General features: G+C 67.4%; 24 protein-coding genes. 8 read left to right on the forward strand and 16 right to left on the reverse strand.

Annotation, left to right across the window (positions count from 1 at the left end):
* Window positions 1-3: 3 nt before the first annotated feature.
* A complete protein-coding gene (locus F816_RS0108115) occupies window positions 4-2,712 on the reverse strand; it encodes a cation-transporting P-type ATPase (protein ID WP_019594313.1) in 2,709 nt (902 codons plus the stop codon).
* A gap of 154 nt (window positions 2,713-2,866) precedes the next feature.
* On the opposite strand from F816_RS0108115, the gene F816_RS0108120 reads away from it, so the two are divergent.
* The gene (locus F816_RS0108120; RefSeq protein WP_019594314.1) at window positions 2,867-3,772 is read left to right on the forward strand and encodes an alpha/beta hydrolase; all 906 of its coding nucleotides are present in this window, start codon (window positions 2,867-2,869) and stop codon (window positions 3,770-3,772) included.
* Window positions 3,773-3,860: 88 nt separating this feature from the next.
* Here F816_RS0108120 and F816_RS0108125 read toward each other — a convergent pair whose 3' ends face one another.
* The 9 genes from F816_RS0108125 to F816_RS0108165 are packed head-to-tail and all read right to left on the reverse strand — an operon-like array spanning window position 3,861 to window position 11,778.
* Window positions 3,861-5,579 carry a complex I subunit 5 family protein gene (locus F816_RS0108125; RefSeq protein ID WP_019594315.1) on the reverse strand — a complete coding sequence of 573 codons (1,719 nt, stop codon included), beginning with the start codon at window positions 5,577-5,579 and terminating at the stop codon, window positions 3,861-3,863.
* Complete coding sequence (locus F816_RS0108130; protein WP_019594316.1) at window positions 5,576-7,096, reverse strand: complex I subunit 5 family protein; 1,521 nt, start codon at window positions 7,094-7,096, stop codon at window positions 5,576-5,578. The genes F816_RS0108125 and F816_RS0108130 overlap by 4 nt, the downstream gene beginning before the upstream one ends.
* Window positions 7,096-8,580, reverse strand: a complete 1,485-nt coding sequence (locus F816_RS0108135) for a complex I subunit 5 family protein (RefSeq protein WP_019594317.1) — start codon at window positions 8,578-8,580, stop codon at window positions 7,096-7,098. The genes F816_RS0108130 and F816_RS0108135 overlap by 1 nt, the downstream gene beginning before the upstream one ends.
* Window positions 8,577-9,005, reverse strand: a complete 429-nt coding sequence (locus tag F816_RS0108140; protein ID WP_019594318.1) for an NADH-quinone oxidoreductase subunit K — start codon at window positions 9,003-9,005, stop codon at window positions 8,577-8,579. Before F816_RS0108140 ends, F816_RS0108135 begins: the two co-directional genes overlap by 4 nt.
* Window positions 9,002-9,997, reverse strand: a complete 996-nt coding sequence (locus F816_RS0108145; protein ID WP_019594319.1) for a hydrogenase subunit MbhD domain-containing protein — start codon at window positions 9,995-9,997, stop codon at window positions 9,002-9,004. Before F816_RS0108145 ends, F816_RS0108140 begins: the two co-directional genes overlap by 4 nt.
* Window positions 9,994-10,290, reverse strand: a complete 297-nt coding sequence (locus tag F816_RS0108150; protein WP_018168620.1) for a monovalent cation/H(+) antiporter subunit G — start codon at window positions 10,288-10,290, stop codon at window positions 9,994-9,996. The genes F816_RS0108145 and F816_RS0108150 overlap by 4 nt, the downstream gene beginning before the upstream one ends.
* Window positions 10,280-10,606, reverse strand: a complete 327-nt coding sequence (locus F816_RS0108155; RefSeq protein WP_018168621.1) for a monovalent cation/H+ antiporter complex subunit F — start codon at window positions 10,604-10,606, stop codon at window positions 10,280-10,282. The genes F816_RS0108150 and F816_RS0108155 overlap by 11 nt, the downstream gene beginning before the upstream one ends.
* Window positions 10,603-11,166, reverse strand: coding sequence for a Na+/H+ antiporter subunit E (locus tag F816_RS0108160; RefSeq protein ID WP_019594320.1), 564 nt, complete (start codon window positions 11,164-11,166; stop codon window positions 10,603-10,605). The genes F816_RS0108155 and F816_RS0108160 overlap by 4 nt, the downstream gene beginning before the upstream one ends.
* A 42-nt stretch (window positions 11,167-11,208) precedes the next feature.
* The gene (locus F816_RS0108165) at window positions 11,209-11,778 is read right to left on the reverse strand and encodes an invasion associated locus B family protein (RefSeq protein ID WP_019594321.1); all 570 of its coding nucleotides are present in this window, start codon (window positions 11,776-11,778) and stop codon (window positions 11,209-11,211) included.
* A gap of 269 nt (window positions 11,779-12,047) precedes the next feature.
* Between F816_RS0108165 and F816_RS0108170 the strand changes: the two genes are divergently transcribed.
* From F816_RS0108170 to F816_RS0108185, 4 genes are all read left to right on the forward strand, one after another.
* Complete coding sequence (locus F816_RS0108170) at window positions 12,048-12,767, forward strand: methylamine utilization protein (protein WP_231363392.1); 720 nt, start codon at window positions 12,048-12,050, stop codon at window positions 12,765-12,767.
* Between the two features lie 9 nt (window positions 12,768-12,776).
* The gene (locus tag F816_RS0108175; RefSeq protein ID WP_019594323.1) at window positions 12,777-15,143 is read left to right on the forward strand and encodes a bifunctional diguanylate cyclase/phosphodiesterase; all 2,367 of its coding nucleotides are present in this window, start codon (window positions 12,777-12,779) and stop codon (window positions 15,141-15,143) included.
* 88 nt (window positions 15,144-15,231) lie between these two features.
* Window positions 15,232-16,047: a DUF3034 family protein gene (locus F816_RS0108180; RefSeq protein ID WP_019594324.1), complete on the forward strand. Its 816-nt coding sequence runs from the start codon at window positions 15,232-15,234 to the stop codon at window positions 16,045-16,047.
* A gap of 10 nt (window positions 16,048-16,057) precedes the next feature.
* Window positions 16,058-16,504, forward strand: a complete 447-nt coding sequence (locus tag F816_RS0108185; protein ID WP_019594325.1) for a group 1 truncated hemoglobin — start codon at window positions 16,058-16,060, stop codon at window positions 16,502-16,504.
* An 81-nt stretch (window positions 16,505-16,585) separates the two neighbouring features.
* On the opposite strand, the gene F816_RS0108190 is transcribed toward F816_RS0108185, so the two are convergent.
* From F816_RS0108190 to F816_RS0108215, 6 genes are all read right to left on the reverse strand, one after another.
* Window positions 16,586-18,100 (reverse strand): glycosyltransferase family 39 protein, encoded by a 1,515-nt coding sequence (locus F816_RS0108190; protein WP_019594326.1) that lies wholly within the window; start codon window positions 18,098-18,100, stop codon window positions 16,586-16,588.
* Complete coding sequence (locus F816_RS0108195; RefSeq protein WP_019594327.1) at window positions 18,097-18,786, reverse strand: HAD-IB family hydrolase; 690 nt, start codon at window positions 18,784-18,786, stop codon at window positions 18,097-18,099. Before F816_RS0108195 ends, F816_RS0108190 begins: the two co-directional genes overlap by 4 nt.
* A 2-nt stretch (window positions 18,787-18,788) precedes the next feature.
* A complete protein-coding gene (locus F816_RS0108200) occupies window positions 18,789-19,541 on the reverse strand; it encodes an SDR family oxidoreductase (RefSeq protein WP_369773338.1) in 753 nt (250 codons plus the stop codon).
* A 5-nt stretch (window positions 19,542-19,546) separates the two neighbouring features.
* Window positions 19,547-20,845 (reverse strand): FAD-binding oxidoreductase, encoded by a 1,299-nt coding sequence (locus tag F816_RS0108205; protein ID WP_019594329.1) that lies wholly within the window; start codon window positions 20,843-20,845, stop codon window positions 19,547-19,549.
* Between the two features lie 213 nt (window positions 20,846-21,058).
* Entirely contained in the window at window positions 21,059-22,033 is a 975-nt protein-coding gene (locus tag F816_RS0108210; protein WP_019594330.1) for a lysylphosphatidylglycerol synthase transmembrane domain-containing protein, read from the reverse strand.
* Window positions 22,030-22,908, reverse strand: a complete 879-nt coding sequence (locus F816_RS0108215; protein WP_019594331.1) for a decaprenyl-phosphate phosphoribosyltransferase — start codon at window positions 22,906-22,908, stop codon at window positions 22,030-22,032. The genes F816_RS0108210 and F816_RS0108215 overlap by 4 nt, the downstream gene beginning before the upstream one ends.
* Before the next feature lie 123 nt (window positions 22,909-23,031).
* On the opposite strand from F816_RS0108215, the gene F816_RS0108220 reads away from it, so the two are divergent.
* The 3 genes from F816_RS0108220 to F816_RS0108230 are packed head-to-tail and all read left to right on the forward strand — an operon-like array spanning window position 23,032 to window position 24,920.
* Entirely contained in the window at window positions 23,032-23,544 is a 513-nt protein-coding gene (locus F816_RS0108220) for a hypothetical protein (protein ID WP_019594332.1), read from the forward strand.
* 40 nt (window positions 23,545-23,584) lie between these two features.
* The gene (locus F816_RS0108225; RefSeq protein ID WP_019594333.1) at window positions 23,585-24,475 is read left to right on the forward strand and encodes a DMT family transporter; all 891 of its coding nucleotides are present in this window, start codon (window positions 23,585-23,587) and stop codon (window positions 24,473-24,475) included.
* A gap of 55 nt (window positions 24,476-24,530) precedes the next feature.
* Window positions 24,531-24,920, forward strand: a complete 390-nt coding sequence (locus tag F816_RS0108230; protein WP_019594334.1) for a hypothetical protein — start codon at window positions 24,531-24,533, stop codon at window positions 24,918-24,920.
* Window positions 24,921-24,935 lie beyond the last annotated feature (15 nt).

The raw sequence follows: 24,935 nt of genomic DNA on the forward strand, positions 1-24,935 counted from the left end.
GGTTTACTGGTGCGGGTTGAAGCCGCGGCGGCGCAGGAAGGCCTTTTCCAGCTCGACGAAGGTGAACAGGACAATCCCGAACACGAGGATGCGGCCCCATTCCTCCAGGCCGATGGCGGTGGTACCAAACAGGAACTGCAACGGTGGGGCGTAGGTAAACAGGCCCTGTAGCAGGATCAGGGCGCCAACGGCGATCAGCACGGGGCGGCTGCCGAACAGGCCCTCGCGATTGCAGGACGGTTCCAGGATGTAGCGGCTGTTGAACAAGAAGAACAGCTGGCCCATGACCAGGGTGTTGATGGCCACGGTGCGGGCGAATTCGTCGGCCACGCCCTGCTGTTCCAGCCACAGGAAGTGGCCGAAGGTGCCGGCGACCAATAACGCCGAGACGAAGCCCACGCGCCAGATTAGGAAGCCGGACAGCAGGGGGGTGCGCGGCGGGCGCGGAGGGCGCTGCATCACGCCGGGTTCGGTCGGTTCGAAGGCCAGCGCCAGTGCCAGGGTCACGGCGGTGACCATGTTCACCCACAGCACCTGCACCGGGGTCAGCGGCAGGGTCAGGCCGAGCAGGATCGCGGCGACGATGGTGAAGGCCTGGCCGCCGTTGGTGGGCAGCAGAAACAGGATGGCCTTCTTCAGGTTGTCGTAGACCGTGCGGCCTTCTTCCACCGCGTTGGCGATGGAAGCGAAGTTGTCGTCGGCCAGCACCATCTCGGAGGCCTCGCGCGCGGCCTCGGTGCCCTTGATGCCCATGGCGATTCCGACATCCGCGCGCTTGAGCGCCGGGGCGTCGTTAACGCCGTCGCCGGTCATGGCCACCACCTCGTGGTGGCTCTGGATGGCGCGCACCAGGCGCAGCTTGTGCTCGGGCGTGGCGCGGGCGAACACGTCCACGTGGCGGACCTGCTCCTCCAGCTCTTCGTCGGTGGCGTTCTCCAGCTCGTGGCCCACCACCACGCCGCCCTCGGTGCGGATGCCCAGTTCGTCGGCGATGGCGCGCGCGGTGACGCCGTGATCGCCGGTGATCATCTTTACGCGGATGCCGGCCTGCTGGCAGTGGGCCACCGCCTGGATGGCCTCGTCGCGGGGCGGGTCGATGATGCCGCAGACCGCGACCAGGGTGAGCCCGCCGTCTTCGATATCGGCGAACTCCAGCTCCCGGCGATGATCCTCCATGCGCCGGGTGGCCAGGGCGAGCAGACGCTGGCCGCGCGCGGCGACGCCGTCCATCCATTGCTGCCAGTGTTCGGCGTCCAGTGGCTCTTCGCCGTCGGCGGTGCGCTGGTGGCTGCAGACGGCCAGCACGCGTTCCGGCGCGCCCTTCAGGAAGACGAATGCCCCGCCTTCGTGATCGTGATGCAGGGTGGCCATGAACTTGTAGGACGACTCGAAGGGGATCACGTCGTCGCGTGCATAGCGTTCGTTGACCTCTTTCGGGTCCAGCCCGCCCTTCATCGCCGCGGTGATCAGCGCCCCCTCGGTGGGGTCGCCCTCCATGGTCCAGGCGTCGTCCTTCGGGTAGACCTCGGCATCGTTGCACAGCAGGATGCCGCGCAGGACCTCCGCGAGCAGTGGGTCGGACTCCGGATCGGCCTCCTCGCCGTCGCGGGTAATCCCGCCGTGCGGCTCGTAGCCCACCCCGGTCAGCTCATATTCCGCGCCCGTGGTGACGATGCTCTTCACCGTCATCTCGTTGCGGGTCAGGGTGCCGGTCTTGTCCGAGCAGATGGTGGTGACCGAGCCGAGGGTCTCCACCGCCGGCAGGCGGCGGATGATCGCGTGGCGCGCGGCCATGCGCTGTACCCCGATCGCCAGGGTGATGGTCATGATCGCCGGCAGGCCCTCGGGGATGGCCGCGACCGCGAGGCTGACGGCCGCGAGGAAGGTCTCCACCAGGTCGTAGTCGCGCACCCAGAAGCCAAAGGCGAAGGTGGCCGCGGCCAGTATGCCGATCGCCACCGACAGCCAGCGGCCGAACTGCGCGATCTGGCGCAGCAGGGGGGTGGTCAGGGTCTCCACCTCGCCGATCAGGGTGGAGATGCGGCCGATCTCGGTATCAGCCCCGGTGCCGATCACCACGCCGCGCCCCTGGCCGAAGGCGACGAGTGTGCCGGAATACGCCATCGAGACGCGGTCGCCGAGGTCGGCCTCTGGCTCCACCGGGGCGGTCTGCTTCTCGCTGGCGACCGATTCGCCGGTCAGCGCGGCCTCGTCGATGCGCATGTTGTGCGCTCCGGTCAGGCGCAGGTCCGCCGGGACGCGGTCTCCCGCCTGCAGGTAGACGATGTCGCCGGGGACCAGCTCTTCCGCAGGGATACTCCGGCGCTGGCCGTCACGCAGCACCTGCGCCTTCGGCGAGAGCATCTGGCGGATCGCATCCAGCGCCTTTTCCGCCTTGCCCTCCTGGATGTGGCCGATGATCGCGTTGATCAGTACCACCCCCAGGATCACGCCGGTATCCAGCCAGTGCCCGAGGAAAGCGGTGCCGATGGCCGCGGCGATCAGTACGTAGATCAGCACGTTGTGAAACTGCAGCAGGAAACGCCGGATGGGTCCGGTGCGTGCGGTTTCCGGCAGGCGATTGGGGCCGACGTCCTGCAGCCTTTGTTCGGCATCCGGTGACTTGAGCCCGTGCTCGTCCACCTCCAGGCGCTTGAGGACCTCGTCGGTCTTCAGGGCGTGCCAGTCGAGGGAAGGGTCACGATTGCTCATGCGTCTACCATCAATGGGGCGGCGGCGCCGTGCCGGATTTGCCCATCATGCGCTGCGCAGGCCGCGCTGTCAGGACTATGCCCACGCGTTCGGGCGGAATTTTCCCACCGCTACTGAGTCTATTGGATCACGCTAACCACCCAGGAGGTTCCCCATGTCCCGTTGGATCGCCACGGCCGCCCTTGCGGCCGCAGCATTGTTTGTGGCCCCGGCCGCGCTGGCCGCGGAGAAGGTCACTCTGGAACACGATGATCTGACCCTGGTCGGGCATATGAAGGAAGGCATGGGGGCGAGCCCCTCCGACGGTGTAGTGCTGATGCTGCACGGCACCCTGGCGCACGGGCGCATGGAGGTGATGGCGGGGGTGCAGGACCTGCTGGCCGAGCACGGACTGAACTCCCTGTCGATCAACCTGAGCTACGGGATCGATGCACGTGAAGGGATATTCGAGTGTGATGCCCCGGTGCGTCACGGGGTCGACGATCACCTGCAGGAGATCAGCCTGTGGCACGAATGGCTGCAGGACGAAGGCTACGGCCCGGTCACCCTGTTCGGGCACTCCCGTGGTGCCAATCAGGTCGCCCGCTATCTGACCGAGCACGACCCGGACGGTATCCGCGCCCTGGTGCTGGTGGCGGCTTCCACCTTTGACGAGGATGAGGCTGCGGCGGATTTCGAGGAGCAAAGCGGCCTGCCGTTGCAGGTGATGCTGGACCGCGCCCGCGAACTGCAGCGCATGAACCAGGAAGAGACCCTGATGAAGGACGTGCGCTTCCTCTATTGCGAGGAGCTGGACGTGACCCCGCGCGCCTTCCTTGGCTATTACGAACCGACCCGCCAGAACGACACCCCCTCGGTGATCCGCGGCATGCAGATCCCGACGCTGGTGATCGTGGGGTCCGAGGACGACGTGGTCCCCGACCTGCCGCAGAAGGTCGAGGCGGTGAAGGACAGCGGCGACATTACCCTGATGACCGTGGACGGTGCCGATCACTTCTTCCGCGACTTCTTCGCGGATGATGTGGCCGATTTCACCGCGGACTTCATCGATCAGCACTGATCGGTAAGCCCTCAAGAAAAAGTCGGCGCTAGTGCAAGGTCGGCCCGGGAATTCCCCGGGCCGGCCTTTTTCGTGCCCGTGTTAGGGGCTATCCGACCAGCAGCGTCAGGTAGAGCCCGAGCATCGCGGCGGAGAACAGCAGCCCGATGGTCTCCCATCGGGTCAGGACGCGTTCGGCGTCTTCCAGGCGCTGGCGCAGTTTCAGGCGCAGTAGCCGCAGGCGTGCCGGCATCCGGCGCGGCCGGGGTGGTGACAGAGCCAGGTTTCGGTGGGTACGGCGGGCGGCACTCCAGGCGGCCTCGGCCAGGACGGCCAGATCGCCCTCCGGCACGCGTGGGGTCTCGCGGTCACGGATCAGCCGGTAGGCGATGCCGGCGACGACGAGCCCCAGGGCGATCGGCCACAGCAGGGCCAGGCCATAGAGGTCCCGAGGCTCGACGGGCAGACCGCCGGGCCCGACGACCAGGACCCCGAGCGGGAGCAGCAACCCCATCAGTGCAAGCGCGCCCCAGGCCCACCATCGTTGCCGGTCAAGTCCGTCGGCGGGTGCTTGTAGCCCGGCCTGCCAGCACCACAGGAAACGCAGCAGCAGCACGCTGGTGCCCGCCGCGGCGAGAGTCAGCAGCAACTCCGTATGCGCCAGCCAGCCGGGCAGGGCGTCGGGGGCCAGCGGGCCCTTTAGCGTGTTCTTGGCCAGCGCGCCGCTGGTGAACGGCAGCCCGGCTAAGGCCAGGGCCGGCAACAGGGTGAACAGGACAAACGCGGCCCGGGCCAGGCGCGTACCCGGCCACTGGTTCTGCATCCCCGCCGTCAGGAACAGGGCCCCCTTGGCCAGGCCGTGATGCACGGCGTACAGCGTGACGGCGGCCAGCAGCCAGCCGCGCGCCTCCGGCAGCAGCAGGGCCAAGCCTATGCCGACCGTCATCAGTCCCATCTGCGAGATGCTGGAGTAGGCGAGGACGGTCTTCGGTCGTACCTGCAGGACGCCCACCAGGACCCCGAGGAAGGCCGCGGCCAGGCCCAGCAGGACCAGGGTCTCGCCCAGCACTGCATGCCCGGTGGCGTCGAGCGGCAGCAACCGCATCCAGCCCAGCAGCCCGGCCTTGATCATCGCCCCGGACAGCACGGCGCTGGCCGGTACGGGGGCCGCCGGGTGGGCCAGGGGCAGCCAGAAGTGCAGCGGCAGCATGCCGGCCTTGATCCCCAGGCCTACGACCAGCAGTGCGAGCGCCCAGCCCTCGGGGCGGGCCGCTGCCACCGCCGCCAGGCTGGATTGCCCTGCGGCGTGGACGGCCAGGAGCAGGCCCGCGAGCAGCAGGACCTCGCCCAGTACCGCGAGGATCAGGTACACCCGCCCGGCGCGCCACGCCTCCGGCTTTCCGGAGTGGACCACCAGCCCGTAGGCGGAGAGGCTCATCAACGAGAAAAACAGGTAGAACGATGCCGCGTCCTGCGCGAGGACCAGGCCCAGATTCCCGGCCAGGGCCAGCAGCCAGAACACGTAAAAGCGCTCGCGCCGGGCGTCGTCACGCCGCTCGCCGAGGGCGAATAGTCCAGCTGCCAGCCAAAGGCCTGCAGTCAGGGCCAGAAACGCCCGCCCGGTTGGGTCGACGGCCAGGTGGGTCCCCATCAGCAGGCTATCGAAGGTCGCCTCCAGCCCGGTCGGGGCCAGGGCGGCGAGCAGCAGCCCGGGGAGCGCGGCCCAGGGGACCAGGCGGTTCAGCCGCGCCTGCCCCGGGCGCAGGCCGATGAATACCGCCAGCAGTAACGGCAGCAGTGGGACGGCGAGCAGGAGGATGCTGCTCACAGCCCGAACTCCGGCAGCGAATAGTCGCGCCGCACGATCAGGCTGACCCAGCCCAGCGGGCTCAGCCCCAGCCCGGCGAAGAGTCCCACCAGCAGCCCCAGCGCAGCGGTGAAGACCACCGGAAATAGCAGCATCCAGTGGGTCTCGAAGCGGGTCGGCCCGGCATGCGCCTGCAGCGGTTCATGCCACGGCTCGCGGCGCTCACCGAGCCAGCCACGGATCACCGGCGGCAGGAAATAGGCGGCGTTCAGCAGGCTGCTGAGGACCAACACGCCCAGCACCCAGGGCATGCCGGCCTCCAGCGCCCCCAGCCCGAGGTGCCACTTGGTCACAAAGCCCGCCAGGGGTGGCAGGCCGATCATGCCCAGCGCCCCGAGGGTGAAGGCGAGCATGGTCAGCGGCATGCGCCGGCCGACCCCGTCGAGCTCGCTGATGCGGTGGATGCCGAGGGTCTCGGCGAAGTTGCCGGCGCAGAAGAACAGGGTGATCTTGGTGATGCCCTGGTGCACCAGATGTACCAGCCCGCCGATGATGCCCAGCGGCCCGGCGAGGGCCACGCCCAGGATGATGTAGGAGACCTGGCTGATGGTGGAGAAGGCCAGGCGCTGTTTCAGGTCATCCGTGCGCAGGGCCTGGATGGAGCCGTAGACGATAGTGATGGCGGCGACCACCAAAAGCCCGGCCGTCAGGCCCAGTTCGATCGCCAGTTCGGTTCCATAGACGTCGTTGACGACGCGGATGATGCCGAAGGCCCCGGCCTTGACCACGGCCACGGCGTGCAGCAGCGCGCTCACCGGCGCCGGCGCGACCATCGCGATGGGCAGCCACGAATGCAGCGGCACTAGCGCCGCCTTCACCCCGAAGCCGATCATCAGCAGCACGAACAGGATCTGAAGGGTGGTCGCGTGCGTCTCCGCGAGACCGTCCAGGTACCCGCCCGGGGTGAAGCCCTCGGCCCCGGCCAGGAGCGTGAGCCAGACAATGGCCGTGAACAGCACTAGCCCGCTGGTCAGCGTGTAGGCGAGATAGAGCCGTCCGGCCCGCAGCGCCGCCGGCGTACCGCGATGGACCACCAGCGGCCAGGTCGCCAGCGTCAGGATCTCGTAGAAGATCAGGAAGGTGATCAGGTTGCCGGACAGGGCAATGCCGACCGTCGCACTGACGCACAACGAGAAAAACCCGAAGAAGCGGCTGCGCCGGGGCGAACCCTCCAGGTAGCCGATCGCGTAGACGGTGGTCACGAACCACAGCACGGCCGAAAGACTGGCGAATAGCAGCGACAACGCATCGGCGGCCAGGACCAGGTCGATGCCCGGCATCAGCGGCAGGCTGAAGCGGTATTCGTCGCCGCGCAGCACCCCGGCCAGCAGGATTCCGACCAGTGCCAGTTTGGTGATGGCTCCGCCCAGGTTCAGCGCGGTACGCAGGCCCTGGCGATGCTCGGGCAGGAAAAAGATCGCGATCCCCGGCCCGAGGGAGCTGAACAGGATCGCGAGCAGCAGCCAGCCGCCGTCCATCAGGGGGCCCCCGGCGTCAGCGCGAGCGTGTTGAGGGTTAGCGTCCCGGCCAGCCCGGCGAGCGCCGCGACGGTCGCCAGGCCCAGCGGCACCCAGTCCATCCACGGTGAGACCGTCTCGCCGGCGTCCGCGCGTCCGCGCTGGAAGGACGGGGCCACCATGCGCAGTACGTAGGCCGCCGCGAGCAGGCCGCCGCCGGCGATCGCCAGCACCCACAGCACGCCGATGACGCTACCGGCCAGGACCGTGCCCAGGCCGGCCTCCAGAAGCAGGTACTTGGCGATGAATCCGCCGGTGAACGGCAGCCCCATCAGGCTGACGCCGGCCAGCCCCAGGGCGAAGACCGTGCGCGGCCGCGCCCGCAGTACATCGCCCAAGTCGGCCAGCCGATCATGCCCGGCGGCGTGCTGCAGCGTGCCCGCCGCGAGGAAGACCGAGGCCTTGGCCAGCGCGTGGACGACCGCGAAGAACACCACCACCCGCCAGGCGCCTGGATCTACCAGCATTAGCGGGAAGGCCACCAGCAGATAGCCGAACTGGGCCACGGTGGAATAGGCCACAATCGATTTGAGGCGCCCGGCGCGCAGGGCCTGAAGCGAGCCCCAGATCAGCGCCGCCACGCCCAGTAGCCCGACGAGGATGCCCAGGGCCGGGGTGGCCAGCGGGGCGAACACGCCTATCCACAGACGCAGGATCAGGTAGAACGACCCGGTGACCACCAGCCCGGAGAGCACCGCGCTGACCGGCGCCGGGGCCGACCCGTGGGCCGGCGCCAGCCAGACATGCAGCGGGAACAGCGCGGCCTTCAGCATCAGCCCGGCGGTCATCAGCACGGCCGCCATGCGCTCGGTCGGGCCCGCCTCGGTGCGTGCCTCCAGCAGCACCAGATCGAGGACCCCGTGCTCCCCGAACAGCAGCACCACGCCCATCAGGAAGCTCAGCGAGCCAAGGATGTTGATCAGCAAATAGCGCACCGCGCCGGAGACCGCGGCGGCCGTTCCGGTGAAGGCGACCAGCGCCACCGCCGACAGCGAGACCACCTCCAGCGTGATGTACAGGTTGAAGGCATCGCCGGAGAGAAACAGCATGTTCAGGCCGGCCCACAGCCAGAGCCACAACGGCCAGAATTGGCGCCGCTCGATGCGATCATGCACATAGCCCAGGCTATAGAGGCTGGTCGCAAGCCCCACGACGGCCGTCAGCACCAGCAGGGTCATGGACAGCCCGTCCAGATGCAGCATCAGGCCCAGTGGCGCCTCCCAGCCACCCAGTGCCACCCGCGTGGCCGCGGTCTTCGGGTCCGGCCCGGCGTTCAGGAAAAGCGCGCTCAGACCGAGCACCCAGGCCGTGACTGCGAGCGCCCCCAGCAGGCCGATGCGATGGGCCTGGCGCGGCCACGCCGTTGCCAGGACCGCTACGGCCAGCGACAGCCCCACCAGCCCGGCGATCCCCGCCGGGAGCCACTCGGCATTTGCCGGGGTCACGAGGGCCGGTCCTCGTCCGAGGGCGGAGCGGCGGGGCCGCCGTCGGCGTGATGTTCTCCGCGCGAGATGTCCTCCACCGGGGCTTCGTCGTCGGGCGGCCCGGGCAGCATCACCGCGTGGCCAGTCAGCCGCGTCAGGTGCACCACCAGGGCCAGAGCGAAGGCGGTCGCGCTGACCGCGACCACGATGCCGGTCAGGGTCAGGGCCTGCGCCACCGGGTCCGGCGGTCCCTCACCGCGGGCGGCCACGCCCAGCAGCACCATGAACACGCCCGAGCCCATGATGTTCAGGGCCAGGATGCGCAGGACCAGATGGTGTCGGCGGATCAGCCCGTACAGCCCCAGGGCAAACAGGATGGCGCCAGCGGTGGGGTACAACAGGCCCGGTGCCAGCGTGTGGGCTAGCGTTTCGGCCAGGCCGTTCATGCGTCGTCCCCGGCCGGGCGCCCGGCGACGAACAGGGCCACCAGGGCCAGTGCGATGGACAGTGTCGCTGCGACCTCAATCAGGAGGATTAGCGGGTAGGCCCAGGCGTCCGCATAGCCGAGAAAGCCGTGTCCGGCCACGAGGCCGTACAGCCCCACCAGCAGGAACAGCGCAACCCCTGCGGTCAGGCCCAGGCGCAGCGGCGCACCTGGTGCCATCGGCAGCTGGCGGGGCCGCGCCAGTACCAGCAGGATCCCGGCTGCACCGAGGATGGCTCCGGCCTGGAAGGCCCCGCCGGGGGCGTGGCTCCCGGCCCACAGCACGTACACTCCGGTGACGATCGCCACCGGCACCAGCAGGCGCAAGGTGCCGGGCAGGATCGGGCCCGGTGCCGGGCGCGCCGGGATCAGGTCATGTCGCCCAAGGGACCAGGCGCCCAGCAGCGCGATCAGCACGATGGCCAGCTCGAGGAAGGTGTCGTAGGCGCGGAAGTTCAGCAGCACCGCGGTGATCGGGTGATCGACGCCCGAGACGTCCATGTGGGCATCCACTACCGGTTCCAGCCCGGTGGAATACGGCTGGTGCCACAGCGCCGTGACCAGCAGTCCACCGACCACCAGGGCAAAGGTCAGCGCGGGGATGAAGGTCCGGCGTTCGGGCGGCGGGTCGTGCAGCGCCCGCAGCAGGGCATGCGGCCCGGTGGGGTCGGGCGGGGGTGAATGCGGGCGGCCACTGCGCCGTTCCGCCATGGTGCTGCGCAGGCGTTCCAGTGTGACCAGAAGCAGGGCACCGGTGATGCCCGCGCCGATCGCGGCCTCGGCGAGCGCGATGTCCGGGGCCTCCAGCCGCACCCAGGCCAGGGCCAGCAGTAACCCGAAGGTAATGAACAGCACCACGGCCCGGAACAGGTCGGTACTCGCCAGGCAGCGCCAGGCCACCCCGACGATGCCGGCCAGCAGGACCAGATCGAAGAGGACCAGCAGCCCGTTCATCGATCCGACTCGAACTCCCCGTGGGTCCAGGTTCGTTGCGCCACCATGTGCGCGGCGGTGGTCCCCGCGGCCAGGACCAGAAGCCAGATCAGCAGCAGCTTGAGGATGTCCGCCGGACCGCTGGCCTGGAACATTAGTCCGAGTACCACCAGCCCGAGCCCGACATTGTCGGCCTTGGTCAACGCATGCAGGCGCGAGTAGACGTCCGGGAAGCGCAGCAGCCCGGCGGTGCCGGCGGCGAAGAACACGAGCCCCGCCAGGATTAGGACCACGGTCAGGGTATTAGCGATCATCGTTCGGCTCCTCCGGCTCGGCGGATTCCGCGTGCTGGCGGTGGATCGGGGTATCCGGTGGTTCCGGCAGGCCGTGCTGGCGGACGAAGGCCACGGCCGCGACCACCGCCAGCAGCGCAAAGACCAGCGCCACATCCACCAGGGCGGATTCCTCCAGTGCCAGCGACAGCAGCAGCAGGATCGTCACCCCAGTGGTGCCGAATAGTTGCGCGGCCAGCATCCGGTCCCCGGAACCCGGCCCGCGCAGCACGCGAACGAGACCGAGCAGGATGGTACCCAGCAGGAACAGTGCCGTGGCCAGATAGAAGACGCTCATGGGGCCTCTCCATCGGGTTTGTCGCGCTCATCGCGCGGGTCGCGGAATGCTGCCCGGATGTGCTGCTCCAGGGCCACCAGAGCCGCGCGGGTGTCCGCCTTGCGATCCAGCACATGCAGGGTCAGCAACCGGCCCTCCAGCCGAATGCTGAGCGTACCGGGCAGCAGGCTGATGACCGCCATGAACAGGGTCAGCGGCGGCCCATGGGCAAGCCCGGTTCGGTAGCTCACGAAGGCTGGATCGATCGGCAGGCGCGGGTCCAGGGCGCGACGTGCGACATCCAGCCCGCCCAGGAACGAATGGCGCAGGAAGAAGCCCAGCAGGCCAGGGAGGGCGCGCAGGCGCAACGGGAGCGGGCGGCCGGCCGGCAGCAGCAGGCTGGCGCTGCCGGCCAGAACGATTGCCAGCAGGGCCAGTGGCTGCAGCAGCGCCGCGCTACCGGCCAGCACCCACCAAAGCAGCGCGGCAGCGGCGGCCGTGGCGACTGCCCGCCGCGCCCGCGAGCGCCCGCGGCCGACGAAGCCATGGCCCACGGTGGACGTTTGAGATGCACGCGCCATCGAGTGTTCGATTGGGTGCCGAGCCGCGGATCGGTCGCCGGGTTACTGCAACCGGTTGCTGGCGTTAGTGAAACCCATCAGCGACACATCAAACACGAAGGGCTGCTCCTGGTGCAGGGCACGGAAGGCGACCGTCAGCGCCTGTCCGCCGCGCAGCGCGCTCATCTGCTGGCTGTTCAGCTCGCGCCCGGCGACGCAGCCCTGCTGCACACAGGTGACGTAACCGGCATCCAGTTCCTCGCCCGCGTCATCAACCTGCATGCGGATGCCGGGACGCAGATCCACGCCCAGTGGCACCAGCACCTCGATCACGTGCCGGTCGCCCTCGCGGCGAACGGTGGCCTGCAGGAACAGGCCCTGCGCCTGTTCGTCCTGGATCTGCAGGGTTTGCTGCATCCGGCAGCGCTCGCCGTTCGAGGTGTCGATACAGGCGACCTCCCAGTCCTGGTAGACGGTGGTTTCCGGCTCCTGCTGTACGGGCTGCTGCGGCTGGCCGGGTTGTCCCATCTGTTGTGCCGTCCCTGGCGCGGCGAGGCCCACGAGGAGAAGGGCGAGAAGGGCGATGAAGGGCCCGCGGCGGACGCGGCGAACGCACTGGATGGCCTTATGCATGAGTCGAGGTGTCTCCGGTATTTGAATAACGTCCCCACTCTATCGCGCCGAGCAAGGTATTGCGTCGAACTGGCTTTGAGTGAGGGACCTTTCGGAGTGCTGCAGTTGCCTGCGTTCTTGTCCGGCGATGCCGGTCATGAGCGCAGGCAGGGATCGCATGCTTGAATACTCCGACCAAGTCTGCGAGCGTGCCTTGTGGGCGAGGGGCTGAAGCGCGGCATGCTGCGATTCCATGCGCCGACACCACGGCGACTAGGACGAGGTAACGCGTGTCGGACAAGCGATATAAGCGATTTTCCTGGTTCGCGGCCTTCTGCCGAAAAGGGTTTTTTCTTGTTGGATGTGTCCTTGCAGGAAGTCCTGTCTTCGCGGATACCCGCGACGGGATTTCGTTCGCGGTAACCGACCAACATGGCGAGCCGTTGGCGGATGTTGTCGTGTACGCCTTGCCCGATGACGACATGGGTCCCGCAGCTCCGGCCATCATGGACCAGGTGAATCATGCGTTTGTGCCACACGTGCTTCCCGTTCAGCGCGGCGCCGCGGTCGACTTTCCGAATAGCGACGACGTTCGGCATCACGTGTACTCGTTTTCGGAGGCCAAGTCCTTCGAGTTGCCCCTCTACTCGGGTGTACCTGCAGAGCCGGTCTATTTCGACAAAGCCGGTGAAGTCGTACTGGGTTGCAACATCCATGACCGCATGCTGGGCTATATCTACGTTGTCGATACCTCGGTTTTTGCGCATACAGGACCCGATGGCCGCGCGCGGCTGGACCGATTGCCGACCGCTGCAACGACTGTGTATTTCTGGCACCCACGTGCCGAGGGATCCACAGAAACGCTTGGCGTTTCGCGCCTGGAAGGCCGCGATGAATCCATTGTCGAACTGGAAATGAGTGTTACGCCGACCCCTGCCGCCCGTCACGATCACGAAAGTAGTGAGCCTGACGGCCTGCAGCAGCGGTTTCGCCGTTTTCGGTCGCCCTAGCGAATCCCTGTGCTGAACAGTTTCGCAACCCGGATTTTCCTGTCGATCGCGGTCGTCCTCCTGGTGGTGGTTGCAGGGGGTACGCTGGCCGTTTTGACGGCTGCCCAGAATACGGCGATCAACCAGGGACAACGCGCACTGGAGGTGGCCGCAAGCGTTTTCGAGGAACTCTTGCTTGCGGATCTCTCGACGGCGCTGCAAAACGCGGAGATCACCGCGAACGACTTTGGGTTCCGCCAAACGGTCGCAAGCCGTGACGCCGCGACCATGCGGTCGGCGCTGGATAATTTTGGTCAACGGATTCAGGCCGACTTCGGTTTCGTTCTGAATCCGGAGGGTCAGGTCGTGGCAACGACGGATGATGACGCCGTCCCCGCAGATGCGGATTTCCTGGCACCCGCCCTGATCGAGCAGGCACGCCGCTTTAATGGTTCGGCGGGTATTTACGAATTGGCCGGTCAAGCCTACGAGACGGTGCTGGTACCCGTGCGGGCACCGCAGCAAATTGGCTGGGCGGGTTTTGCGTTCCATATCGATGATGCCTATGCCCGGCGCATCCACAGCCTGACAGGGCAACACGTCAGTATCTGGTCTGCGAACGAGGAACGTTCTGAACCCCTGGCGGATTCCCGGCGGTTGCTCGGCGGAGAAATTCCGCGCACTCGGCCGGATGCGCTGGATGGCGCCCGTGAGGCTGAAGAACCCAGGCCGAATTTTTCCGATGTCTCGGACGACGGGCTGGTTCACGTGGTGAGCCTGGATCCCACCTATGCCGGTGCGCCATTGGCGATGCTCGAGAACGACTTGTCCGAAGCCATGAGCGCGTACTTCACCCTGCGTGACCAGATGTTGCTGATCGGTGGACTGGCGCTGTTACTGGCTATCCTGTCCGCCTTGTGGATGGGAAAGCTCATCTCGCGCCCGGTCTCCGATCTAGCCGGGCGGGCACGCGAGATTGCCGCCGGCTCGTACCACATACCGGTCCCCACGCGTCGCCGTGACGAGATCGGACAGCTTGGACGGGCCTTTAATGCGATGAGCGAGGCAGTCCGGGATCGCGAGGACAAGCTGCTCTATCGTCTTTATCACGATCCCCTGACTCAACTCCCCAATCGCACGCGCCTGACGATCGATCTCGCCGACGAGCTGGCAGCACTCGGCGCGGATCGGAGGCTGACGGTCGCGCTGATCGACCTGCGTGACTTTGGCGAGATCAACAACCTGTTGGGACCGGCTGTGGGCGACCGTCTACTGCAGGCCGTCGCCCAGCGAATGCGCGAGCTCGAACCAATGCTGGTGGCACGCATGGGAGGTGATGTCTTTGTCTGGATATCCGAACGCGCGGTGGTGGATTGCGGCACGGAGGGCGAGAGGCTTCTTGCACAGATCAACGGTACCTATGTGTTCGACGATGCCAGCATTGAACTCGAAGTCGTCGCCGGTCTAGTGGGTGCGCCGGAAGATGGCGACTCGGTCGAAGTCATCCTGCGTCGGGCCGACATCGCCCTGAACCGGGCGAAGCGTGATCGACAGCCCTTTGGTATCTATGTCACGGGCGAAGAGGACCGGTATATGCGATCGCTGGAGATCGTTGCGGCCCTGCGCCAATTGGCGGATGCGGTGCGATCTCAGGCAGCCCTCAGCCAAGCGGCGACAGGGCTGGAATTGGCGTTCCAGCCCAAGCTGGACCTGCGTCAAGGCCTGGCTAACCAGGCTGAAGCACTGCTGCGGTGGACGCATCCCCAGCTGGGAAACATTTCGCCGGCCGAGTTCATTCCCCTGGCGGAGCAGTCGGGCACCATCACCGATCTAACCGACTGGGTACTGGAGCGCGCTGTCGGTCAGATTGCCGATTGGCAGGGTTCCGGGCTGGACGTACGACTATCGGTCAATCTCTCCGGACGGGATCTCCAGGATGAGCGTCTGGCCACCCGGATTAGCGATATTCTGCACGCCCACGGCGTTTCCGCGGGTCGATTGGTGGTCGAGGTGACCGAAACCTACCTGATGGAGGATTTGGACCAGGCCCTGGCCACGGTTGCGGAGCTCAAGTCCCTGGGTCTGGCGATCTCGATCGACGACTTTGGCACCGGGTATTCGTCCCTGGCACAACTACAGCGTGTCCAGGCAGACGAGTTGAAGATCGACCGGGAATTCCTGCTGCGCCTCGACGATAGTGAGGATGCCTGGAGAGTCATTCAGGCCATGATTCGTATTGGTCACGATTTCGGCATGACCGTGGTCGCCGAGGGTGTCGAGACGGACGCTGTTCGCGAGCAGCTTGCAAGCTTTGGCTGCGACTATGCCCAGGGCTTTGGTATTGCGAAGCCGTTGTCCGCAATGGCCTACCAGGAATGGCTTGCCGCTCGGTCATAGGCGCAAGGCCAGAATCACAAGAACACAAGCTACGGGAGACGCAGCGATGATGCACTGGTGCAGGATCACAGCGGGATGGATCGCCGGAATGACCCTGATTGGGGTATCCGTTCCGGCATCATCGGATACCGGAGGTCGGCTGCTGGCCACTGGCGGTGGGACTCAGATCGAGGGTGCCGCTGGCGGAGGGATCGTCCCCTGGGCCGTGATTGCCGGCTATGGGGCCGAGGACGAGTTTGGCGCGGATGCCACTGTCTCTTACGCCACGACGCGCGATCTCGACCTGTCGGTCCTGGCGCTCAGCGCGGGATTCAACAACCGCTTCGAGGTCAGCTTCGGGCATCAACGACTGGACGTGGGTCCGCTGGATGCCCAGGTGCGGCAGAACGTATTCGGGGCCAAGATGCGCCTGGCTGGCGATCTGATCTATACGGATATGCCACAGATTTCCCTGGGGGTGCAGCACAAGCGCCAGCAGGATTTCGCGATCCCTTCTGCATTGGGGGCTCGTTCGAGTTCCGGTACCGATGTCTACCTGTCGGCCAGCAAGCTGTTCCTGGCGGGGCCGGCGGGCCGCAGTCTGTTGCTGAACGGAACCGTGCGGGCCACGAAAGCGAACGAGACGGGGCTGCTGGGATTCGGGGGGGCAGAGAACGATAGCCACCGGCTGGTCGGGGAGGCCTCTGCGGCCCTGTTTCTGAGTCGCAACACTGCCGTTGGCGTGGAGTATCGGCAGAAGCGAGCGAATCTCGCGGGGGTCGACGAGGATGACTGGTGGGACGTGTTTATCGGGTATTTCCCGAACAAGAACTTCTCGGTCATCGGTGCCTTCGTGGATCTCGGCTCGGTCGCGGGTCTGGAACGTCAGTCCGGGGCTTACGTGTCCCTCCAGGCGAGCTTTTAGGAGAACGCTGATGAACCGATGGGTAGCGGGTGTTACGGCTGGGATTGTTGTACTGTTCCTGGCCGGTTCGGCCCAGGTCTCGGCGGATGACGCAGAACGCGATGACCGCTTGTTTCAGCAACTCGGGGGGATGGGTGGCATTGATCTCATCGTCGAGGAATTGCTGCTTGAGATCTCGCGCGATCTGCGAATCGTCGAGCATTTCGCCCAGACCAATATCGAGCGATTCCGCCGCCTGCTCGTCGAGCAGATATGCGACATCTCTGGTGGCCCCTGTGACTACTCCGGAGACAGCATGGAGCGCGTCCACGGCGGCATGGGGATTACCGAGGCCGAGTTCAACGCCCTGGTTGAAAATCTCATCACCGCGATGGATACGGCACGTGTCCCACTAGCCGCCCAGAATCGCCTGTTACGCGAGCTCGCCGAGATGCGGCCGGACATCATTCACCAGTGACGCCGTCCACCTGCGATCCGTGCGAGGCAGGAGTGGGGAAGGTGGGCAGTGACGCGAACGCCCACATGGATCAGCGTCTCCCTAGTCAGGGTTTTCCTCATAACGTTCGACGAAACCGCAGCGGCCCTCGGGCAGCCAGTCCGGGAAGTGGTAGTAGCGTTCGAGCACCGGCTGCAGGACCAGGTCGTGGTAGGTGGCGTAGTCGAAGCCGTGGCCCTCGGAAAGGGTCCACTCGACGCCGTGGATGGTGACCTCGCGTACGCGGACCTCGTCGAAGAAGGGCTCCACGTGTGCCGGGTCCAGCTCGCCGCGGGTGGGGACGTAGAGCAGGTTGGCGCCGTCCAGCGCGCGGAAGTCGGTGAGCAGGTCGTCCTGGCGCCCGTAATGCGAGCCGGGGCCGAACACGCCGACCTCGCGGCCGGCGTAGTGGGCGAGCACCGCCGAGCGCGAGTAGCTGCGGGTGAAGACGTGCCAGTTGGCGTCGTATTCGGCGACCACCTCGGCTACCGATTCCGGAGCCAGATAGAACACCGCGTCGGCGTAGCGGTCCTGGCCCTTCAGCCATTCCACTGGCATCAGCACGAGGGTCAGGATCGCGACGGCGTGCAGCGCCGCGAGCGCAGCGGAGAGCAAGGTGCTGATGCTCAGGGCGCGCAGCGTGAGAAACAGGGCCGGCAGCAGCAGGAATGGAGCGAAGGCCGCCAGCCAGTGGAGTCCAATGCCCTTGAACGGGGCGAGCAGGGCAAACAGGACCAGCGGGATCAGCCCGGTAGAGAGGAACACGCCCAGCTGGTGCTCGCGGATGCCGGCGGCCAGGGCACGCCACTGGCGGGCGTAGAACCACAGCAGCCAGGGCGTGAACAGGTAGATGAGCAGGATCGCGTAGGTGAGCCAGTTGCCCGGGTCGAAGCCGCCGTCGCCATGCCGGTTCACGATGTTGAACATCACGTTGTACCAGCAGTTGTCCCAGTTCCAGTACAGGTTGAGGGCCACCGCCGGCACCACGCCGAGAATGATCAGCAGGAGCCCACGCCAGTGCTGCCGCGCGAACAGCAGGATGTGCAGCCCCAGCGCGATCCCCAGCAGCACCGCGAAGTACTTGGACAGGAACGCCAACCCCAGGGCGAAGCCGGCCAGCAGGAACCACGACGCTTGTCCCGTGCGCAGCGCCTGCCAGGTCAGTGCGGTCGCCAGGAGGCTGAACAGGATCAGCGGGGTGTCGGTGGCGGTGATCACTGCAATGAAGAACAGTGGCATGAACAGCGCGAGCAGCGAGACCAGGCGTGCCCGAACCGGATCGGTATGCCGCCACCAGGCAAAGATCGCCAGCGCCGGCGCCATGGAGACGAAGATGCCCAGGGCGCGGATCGCCAGCGGGTGATCCGACAGTGGCAGGATCGCGCTGAGCCACCAGCCGATCATCGGCGGGTGATCGTAGTAGCCGAGATCCGGGTTGCGTCCCCAGATCAGGAAATAGGCCTCGTCGCCGGTAATCGGCACCCACCAGGCCATCAGGATCTTCACCAGGAGGACGCCCAGCAGGATCGCGCCGTAGTGGCGTGCCAGCCAGGGCCAGGTGGGGCTTGGGCTCGTCACGCGGGGTGTCCTTCGCTGTCCGTGTCCGGTCCATGGACTGTGCGGAATCGACCCAGGCGCAGGAGGTAACCGCTGCGGGCCAGTTCAAGCATTGGGCGATCGGCCGCGCTGTCGCCATACGCGGCGGCCAGGTCCACGGGCTCTTCCGGCGGCAGGGTGGCGAGCCAGGCGGCCACTGCGGCCGGCTTGGCCGCGCCGCGGCAGTTGGTTCCGTCCAGGCGGCCCGTGACGCGCCCGGCGTCATCCACCGCCAGGCGCGAGCTCACCACGGCTTGGATGCCATGGCGCTCGGCCCAGGGCTGCAGCCACAGGTCCAGCGAGGCGGAGACGAGCACACAGGTGTCGCCGTTGGCCTGGTGGGACTGTAGCCGGCGCATGCCGGCCGGGCGCAGCAGGCGGTCCAGCCGCTGCTCGGCGAACTCGCGACCGCAGGCCTGCAGGTGGGCCAGGGTTTCGCCGGCCAGCATCCGGGTCAGCACGGCCTCCTTGGCGTCCTGATTGGACAGGCGTTTCAGCGCGAGGCCGGTCAGGGCGGGCAGGCAGGCGGGCAGTCGACGCAGGAATTCGGTGGTCCCCAGTGCATGGCGCAGGAACGGGAACAGGCTGTCGCGCCGGGTCAGGGTGCCGTCAAAGTCGAACAGCACAATGCGCCGCGCGAGACCTGGCTGGGTTTGGGCCGCGTTCATGACTACAGCTTGAGGCGTTTGAACAGGTACTCGGGGATCAGACGGATGATGGTCATGATGACCCACCACTTGCCGGGCAGGTAGGCCACGTCGCGGCCACGGTGCATGGCGCGGACGATGCCGCGGGCGACCGTCTCCGGTTCGGCCCACAGGGCCCCGGCGCGGTTGAGGCCCTCGGTCATCGGCGTGCGCACGAAGCCCGGCTTGATGGTGACCACGTCCACCCCGCTGAAGAACAGGCGGTTGCGCAGGCCCTGCAGGTAGGTGGCGAGCATGCCCTTGGCGGTGCCGTAGGTGTAGTTGCTCTGGCGGCCGCGATCTCCAGCCACCGAACCGATCGCGGCGATCACGCCGCGCCCGCGGGCCTCGAAGTCCGGCGCGATGCGGGCGAGCAGGGCGATGGCGCTGGTGCCGTTCACGTGGATCGCCTGCAGGGTCTCGTCGACCGAGGCGTTGCAGGCCGCCTGGTCGGGCAGGGTGCCCCAGGCCAGCAGCACGCTGTCCACCTCGCCCAGGGCCTCCTGCGCCTGCTGCCAGAGGGCCGCGTGGCCGTCGATGTCGGCCAGATCCGCGGTGGCGCCCAGGATGCGGGTGCCGTCCGGGTCGTCGGCACGCACGCGCAGATCGGCCAGCAGGGCCTCCAGGGCCTCGCCGTCGCGGGCCACGCAGAACAGCCGCGCGCCGGTGTCGACAAGCTCCCGCGCCACAGAGGTCGAGATGGCCGAGGTGGCACCAAAGAGGACAACGTTTTTCATCGGGTTCATGCAGTCACCCTGCGCCAGAAGCCGGAGGAGAATTCGGGGTCCACATACTCGGCGAAGGCCTCCCAGCGGGGGAACCCCTGGCGGAAGACGGCCGCCGGCATGCGTGCATCCTTCGCAGGGTACAGGGCCCCGCCGGCCTCCTGCACGATCGCGTCCAGGCGCGTGAACAGGCGTTCGGTGTCGCGGCCCTTTTCCGGGAAGTCCAGCGCGAGCGTGGCACCCGGGCGCGGGAAGGACAGCAGGCCCGGCGCGGGGCGGGCCCCGAAGGTCTTGAGTACCGCGAGAAACGAGCCCTGGCCGCTGGCGGCGATGGCATCCAGCAGGGCCTGCACGCCGTCCTTTGAAGCCGCCGGCGGCAGCACGCACTGGTACTGGTAGAAACCGTTGTGACCGTAGATCCGGTTCCAGTGCCGGATCGCGTCCAGCGGGAACAGCCAAGGCAGGTGATGGACCGCGCGCGGGGTCGCGTGCACGCGCTGGCGGTAGTAGAGGTGGTTGAACGCGCGCAGGGTCAGGCGGTTGACCAGCGACACCGGCGGGTCCAGCGGGATGCTGCGGCGGCGTTCGTGCCAGGCGTCCTTGCGCGGCGCGGTGGTGGCATGGCGCCCGCCGCTGTAGATGCCGCGACCGACCCGGCCGCCCGCTCCCGGGTTCAGGCAGTCGATCCAGGCCACGGTGTAGGGCCACTCGCGCTCGGACTGGGCATTCAGCTCCCAGAATGCGTCCAGCGAGTCGAAGCGCTGCGACCAGGCGCGCATCCAGGCGCTGCGGATCGGGGCCAGTTGCAGGGTCACGGTCTCGATCAGGCCGGTCAGGCCCAGGCCGCCGACGGTCGCGGCGAACCAGTCGGGTGTGTTCTCGGGGGTGACCTCCAGCACCTGGCCATCGGAACGACGCAGGGTCAGGGCGCGTACATGGTCGCCGAAGCTGCCGGCCTGGTGGTGGTTCTTGCCGTGCACGTCATTGGCGACCGCACCCCCCAGGGTAACGAAGCGTGTGCCGGGCACCACCGGCGGGAACCAGCCGCGCGGTACGGCGAAGCGCAGCAGTGCATCCAGCGACAGGCCGGCCTCGGCCGTGAGTTCTCCGGTGGCGGCGTCGAAGGCCACGAAGCGATCCAGCTCCGGCGTGTGCAGCAGCGAGGCCTGGGGATTCAGGCAGACGTCGCCATAGCTGCGCCCCAGCCCGTGGGCGAGCAGGGGGCGCGGTACGTCGGGCAATGTCCGCCCGCGGCGACTGAGCGCGACCTCGGCCGCGTGTTCCACCCGAGGGATGCGGTTCCAGCTGGCGGTCATGCCCTGCCCTCCGCGCGCCCAATGTCCCCGTCATTGCGAGGCCGCTGCGCGGCCGCGGCACAAAAGTGCGTAGTGCGTTGAACGACCGCAGGCCGGCCCGAAGGGCGAGCGCAGCGAGTTATCGCCGTCTCCAGCCCCCAGCGCCCGGAACGGCTTCGGGAGATTGCCGCGGCCCCTGCGGGGCTTCGCAATGACGGGATTGGCGTGGCCAGCCTAGCCATGGTGCGGGTCCGGGAGTTCGCGGCCGCGGGCCTCGGGGTTGGTGCCCAGCGCGATCAGGCCGAGGATCACGGCGAACCACAGGGTGGTGAAGCGGATCAGCATGGTGGCCGCGACTGCGTCGGCCGGGGGCATGTCGGCCCACAGCAGCAGGGCGACCATCACCGCCTCGGTGCCGCCGAGGCCCCCCGGCAGGAAGCTCAGCGCGCCGGCCAGCATGGCCAGGGCGAACACGAACGCGGCAAAGGCGAACGTGGCCTCGAAGCCTATGGCATTCAGGATCCACCAGAAGGCCAGGGCCTCCGCGCTCCAGGCGATCACGCTGAGCACGGTGGCGCCGGCCAGCAGGGCGGGCCGGTGGCAGCGCCGCGCTTGCAGCAGGACGGTAACCAGATGGTGCAGGGTGCGCCACAGGCGCTGGCCGGGACGGTCGCTCACGGTCTGCAGCCAGGCCAGCGGCCGGCGCCAGGCGAGCACCACCAGCGCGGCCAGGATGCAGGCGGCACCGATCAGGATCAGCCAGGTGCCCTGGGCCACCAGGGTCAGGCCGAGCATGGACAGCAGCACCACGGCGATCAGGTCGGACAGGCGTTCGGAGACGAATGCCGCGAAGCTGTCGGGGTAGGGCACATGGCGGCGCTTCAGCAGCACCCCGCGCAGGGCCTCGCCGGCCTTGCCGGGCGTGGTAGTCAGGGCAAAGCCGGCGACGTAGATGTGCAGGCTGGCAGCGGCCGGGACGGCATGGCCCAGGGTGCGCAGGTACAGCTGCCAGCGGGTGAAACGCAGACTGTAGTTCCCCAGTGACAGCGCCAGGGCCAGCAGCAGTCCGCCGAAGCCCACCAGCTTGAGGGCGCGCCAGACTTCGTCCGCACCGGCCCACAGGGCGATCCCGAGATACAGGGCGACGGCCACGATGATCGAGAACATCACGGCGCGCAGGCGCCATCCGGAGAGCCGGATCGTGCTCATGCGAGCACGGCGATGGTGACCCCCAGCCACACCGCAACGGTGGCCAGCAGGTGGGGGTCGGTGACCAGGTCGCGTGATGTGTCGTTGCCGCCGCCGCGGGCGTGCAGCAGGAACAGGTAGCGGAAGATGCCGTAGATCACGAACGGCAGGGTGTAGATCAGCCCGTCGGTGCCGTGCAGGGCCATGGTCTCCGCGCTGACGGTATACAGGCCGTAGGCGAGCACCGTGCAGGCGGCGCTAATGGAGGTGAACTGATCGAGCAGGCTGAGGCTGTAGTCGTCGAGCACGCGCCGCGGCCGATCGGCGTTGCCGCGGCGTTCGATGGTGTCGTCGGCCAGTTCCGCACGGCGTTTGGCGAAGCCGAGAAACAGCGTCAGCATCAGGCCGCACAGCAGCAGCCACTGCGAGGGCTCGATGCCCAGGCCCAGGGTGCCGGCGAGGATGCGCAGCATGAAGCCGGCCGCGATGCTGAATACGTCGAGGATCACGATGTGCTTCAGCGACCAGGAATAGGCCACGTTCAGCACCAGGTAGGTCAGGATCAGCGCGATGACCCAGGTGCTGACCATCGCCGCGAGGACCAGCGCGATGACCGCCGCCGTTGCGAAGATCGCCCAGGCGGTGGGTACGCTGATGGCGCCGCTGGCGATGGGGCGGTCGCGCTTGGTCGGATGCTGGCGGTCGGCCTCGACATCGACGATGTCGTTCAGCACGTACACGGCGCTGGCGATCGCGCAGAAAGCGAGGAAGGCGAGAGTGGCCGCCAGCACCGTGCCGGGTTCGCCCCACTCGTGCGCGAACACCACGCCGAGGAACACGAACCCGTTCTTGATGTACTGGTGCGGGCGCAGCAGTTTGATCAGCGAATACAGCATGCAGGCGTCGGTCGTGAAGGTTGTTGCAGTCTACTGACGCACTCGATGCGTTACCATCGGCGGCGCTAAAGCGCGCCCGTGCTGCGCGCTTGATTCCATGTTCTGATTCGCAGGAGAACTGTCATGTCCCGTATCGCCCGATCCTTTCTGCCCGCCGTCCTGCTGGCCGCGGCCGGGCTAGTTGCCGGTTGCATGTCCGGCGGTGGCCCGGAACCCGAGTTCGCCGAAGGCCAGCCCTTTCCCGAGCGCACCCTGAACGACCAGCACGGCAATCCGGTGGAGCTGCCGGGCAACGCCCGCGTGATCCTGAAGACCGTGGAGGCCGCGCCGGCCGGTGTGGCCAACGCGGTGCTGGATGGCATGGGTGCCGAGGCGCGCGATGCGCTGGGCATCATCTACATCGCCGATATCCACGAGATGCCGGCGCAACCGATGCAGAACGTGGTACTGCCGCGCATGCAGGCGCGGGACTATTCCATCGTGGTGACCTCCAGCGCGGCCGATGCCGGCTTCCTTCCGCATGAGCGCGAACAGGTGACCGTGATCCTGCTGGATGACGAGGGCGTGGTGACTGGCGTTGGCCATGCCGGCAGCGAAGGGGCCCTGCAGGAGATGCTCGACAATGCCCGCGACTAGGCGCGGCGCGTGATGGGACCCCGTCGGGCCCGGACCTGACATGGCCTTCTTCCTCGGGCTGCTGACAGCCCTTGGGTTCGGCGCCGGGGACTTCTTCGGTGGCCTGGCCTCCCGACGCATCCCGGCGCTGGTGGTCGCCTGCTATTCGCAGATCCTTGCGACCGTCGCGCTGCTGGTGATTGCCCTCCCGCTGGCGGGGCTGCCCGGCACCCAGGCCCTGCTCTGGGGGGGTGCCTCGGGGCTCGCCCTGGCCCTGGGACTACTGGCCTACTACCATGGCCTGGCCGAGGGCTCGATGGGGCTGGTGGCCGCCGTGACCGGGGTGATCTCGGCCCTGGTGCCGTTGCTGGTCGGGCTGGTGATGGGCGAGCAACCGGGACCGCTGGCGCTGGCCGGGATCGCGGCCATCGTGGTGGCGATCGGGATGATCTCGGGCGGGTCCCGCAAGGCCAGCCCGCGACGCCTGGACGAACCCGTGCGCGGCCTGATGGCGCTGGCCCGGGGCGAGCACCCGGTGCGCGGGCTGGTGGACGCAACCATTGCCGGGGTCTGCTTCGGCCTGGTCTTCGTGTTCCTCAACGAGGCCGAGGCTGGCTCGCCGCTGTGGCCGGTGGTCGCGACCTCCGCTGTGGGCGCGCTGGCACTGCTGGTGGTGATGCTGATCCGCCGCCCGCAGACGGGGATGAGCCGGTCCACGCTGGTGTTGCTGTCGCTGGCCGGGCTGTTCCAGGCGGCGGCGACGGTCGCGTTCGTGGTGGCCGTGCGCATGGGGCTTTTGTCGATCATTGCGGTGGCCGGCGCGCTATCGCCGGCCCCGACCGCGTTGATGGCGCGTTTCTTTCAGGCCGAGCGCATGTCTTGGGTGCAGCTGACCGGCTTCGTCTTCGCCCTGGGGGGCATCGTGCTCATCGTGCTGGGCGGGCCCGGGTAGTCAGCGGACAAGTCTGCTAAGTTGGCCGCGTGAGCCAATCCACAGGAGGTGCCAGGTGTCGGAAGATCCAAAACCGGAAGTCGTGCGCAGTGAGGTGAGCGAGCCCGCGGCCGGGCCGCGCAAGGGCGTCACCATGGTGACCGTGGTCTACGTGCTGTATCTGGTGAGCTTCCTGACCGCGCTGACCGCCATCGCCGGCCTGATCATCGCCTATATCAAGCGCGGCGAGGCCGATACCGTCAGCGTCTCCCACTTCACCTACCAGATCCGCACGTTCTGGATCGGGCTGTTGTTCGGCGTGATCGGGGCTATCACGACGCCCATTGGAATCGGGTTCGTGATCTTCCTCGCCCTGGTGATCTGGCTGCTGGTGCGCTGCATCAAGGGCCTGCTGGCCAACAACGACAATCGCGCCATCGAGCAACCCGAAACCTGGCTCTGGTAAGCGCCGTGTGCCGTT

Origin of the sequence: Thioalkalivibrio sp. ALM2T, assembly GCF_000381505.1 — a bacterium.
GTDB lineage: Bacteria > Pseudomonadota > Gammaproteobacteria > Ectothiorhodospirales > Ectothiorhodospiraceae > Thioalkalivibrio > Thioalkalivibrio versutus.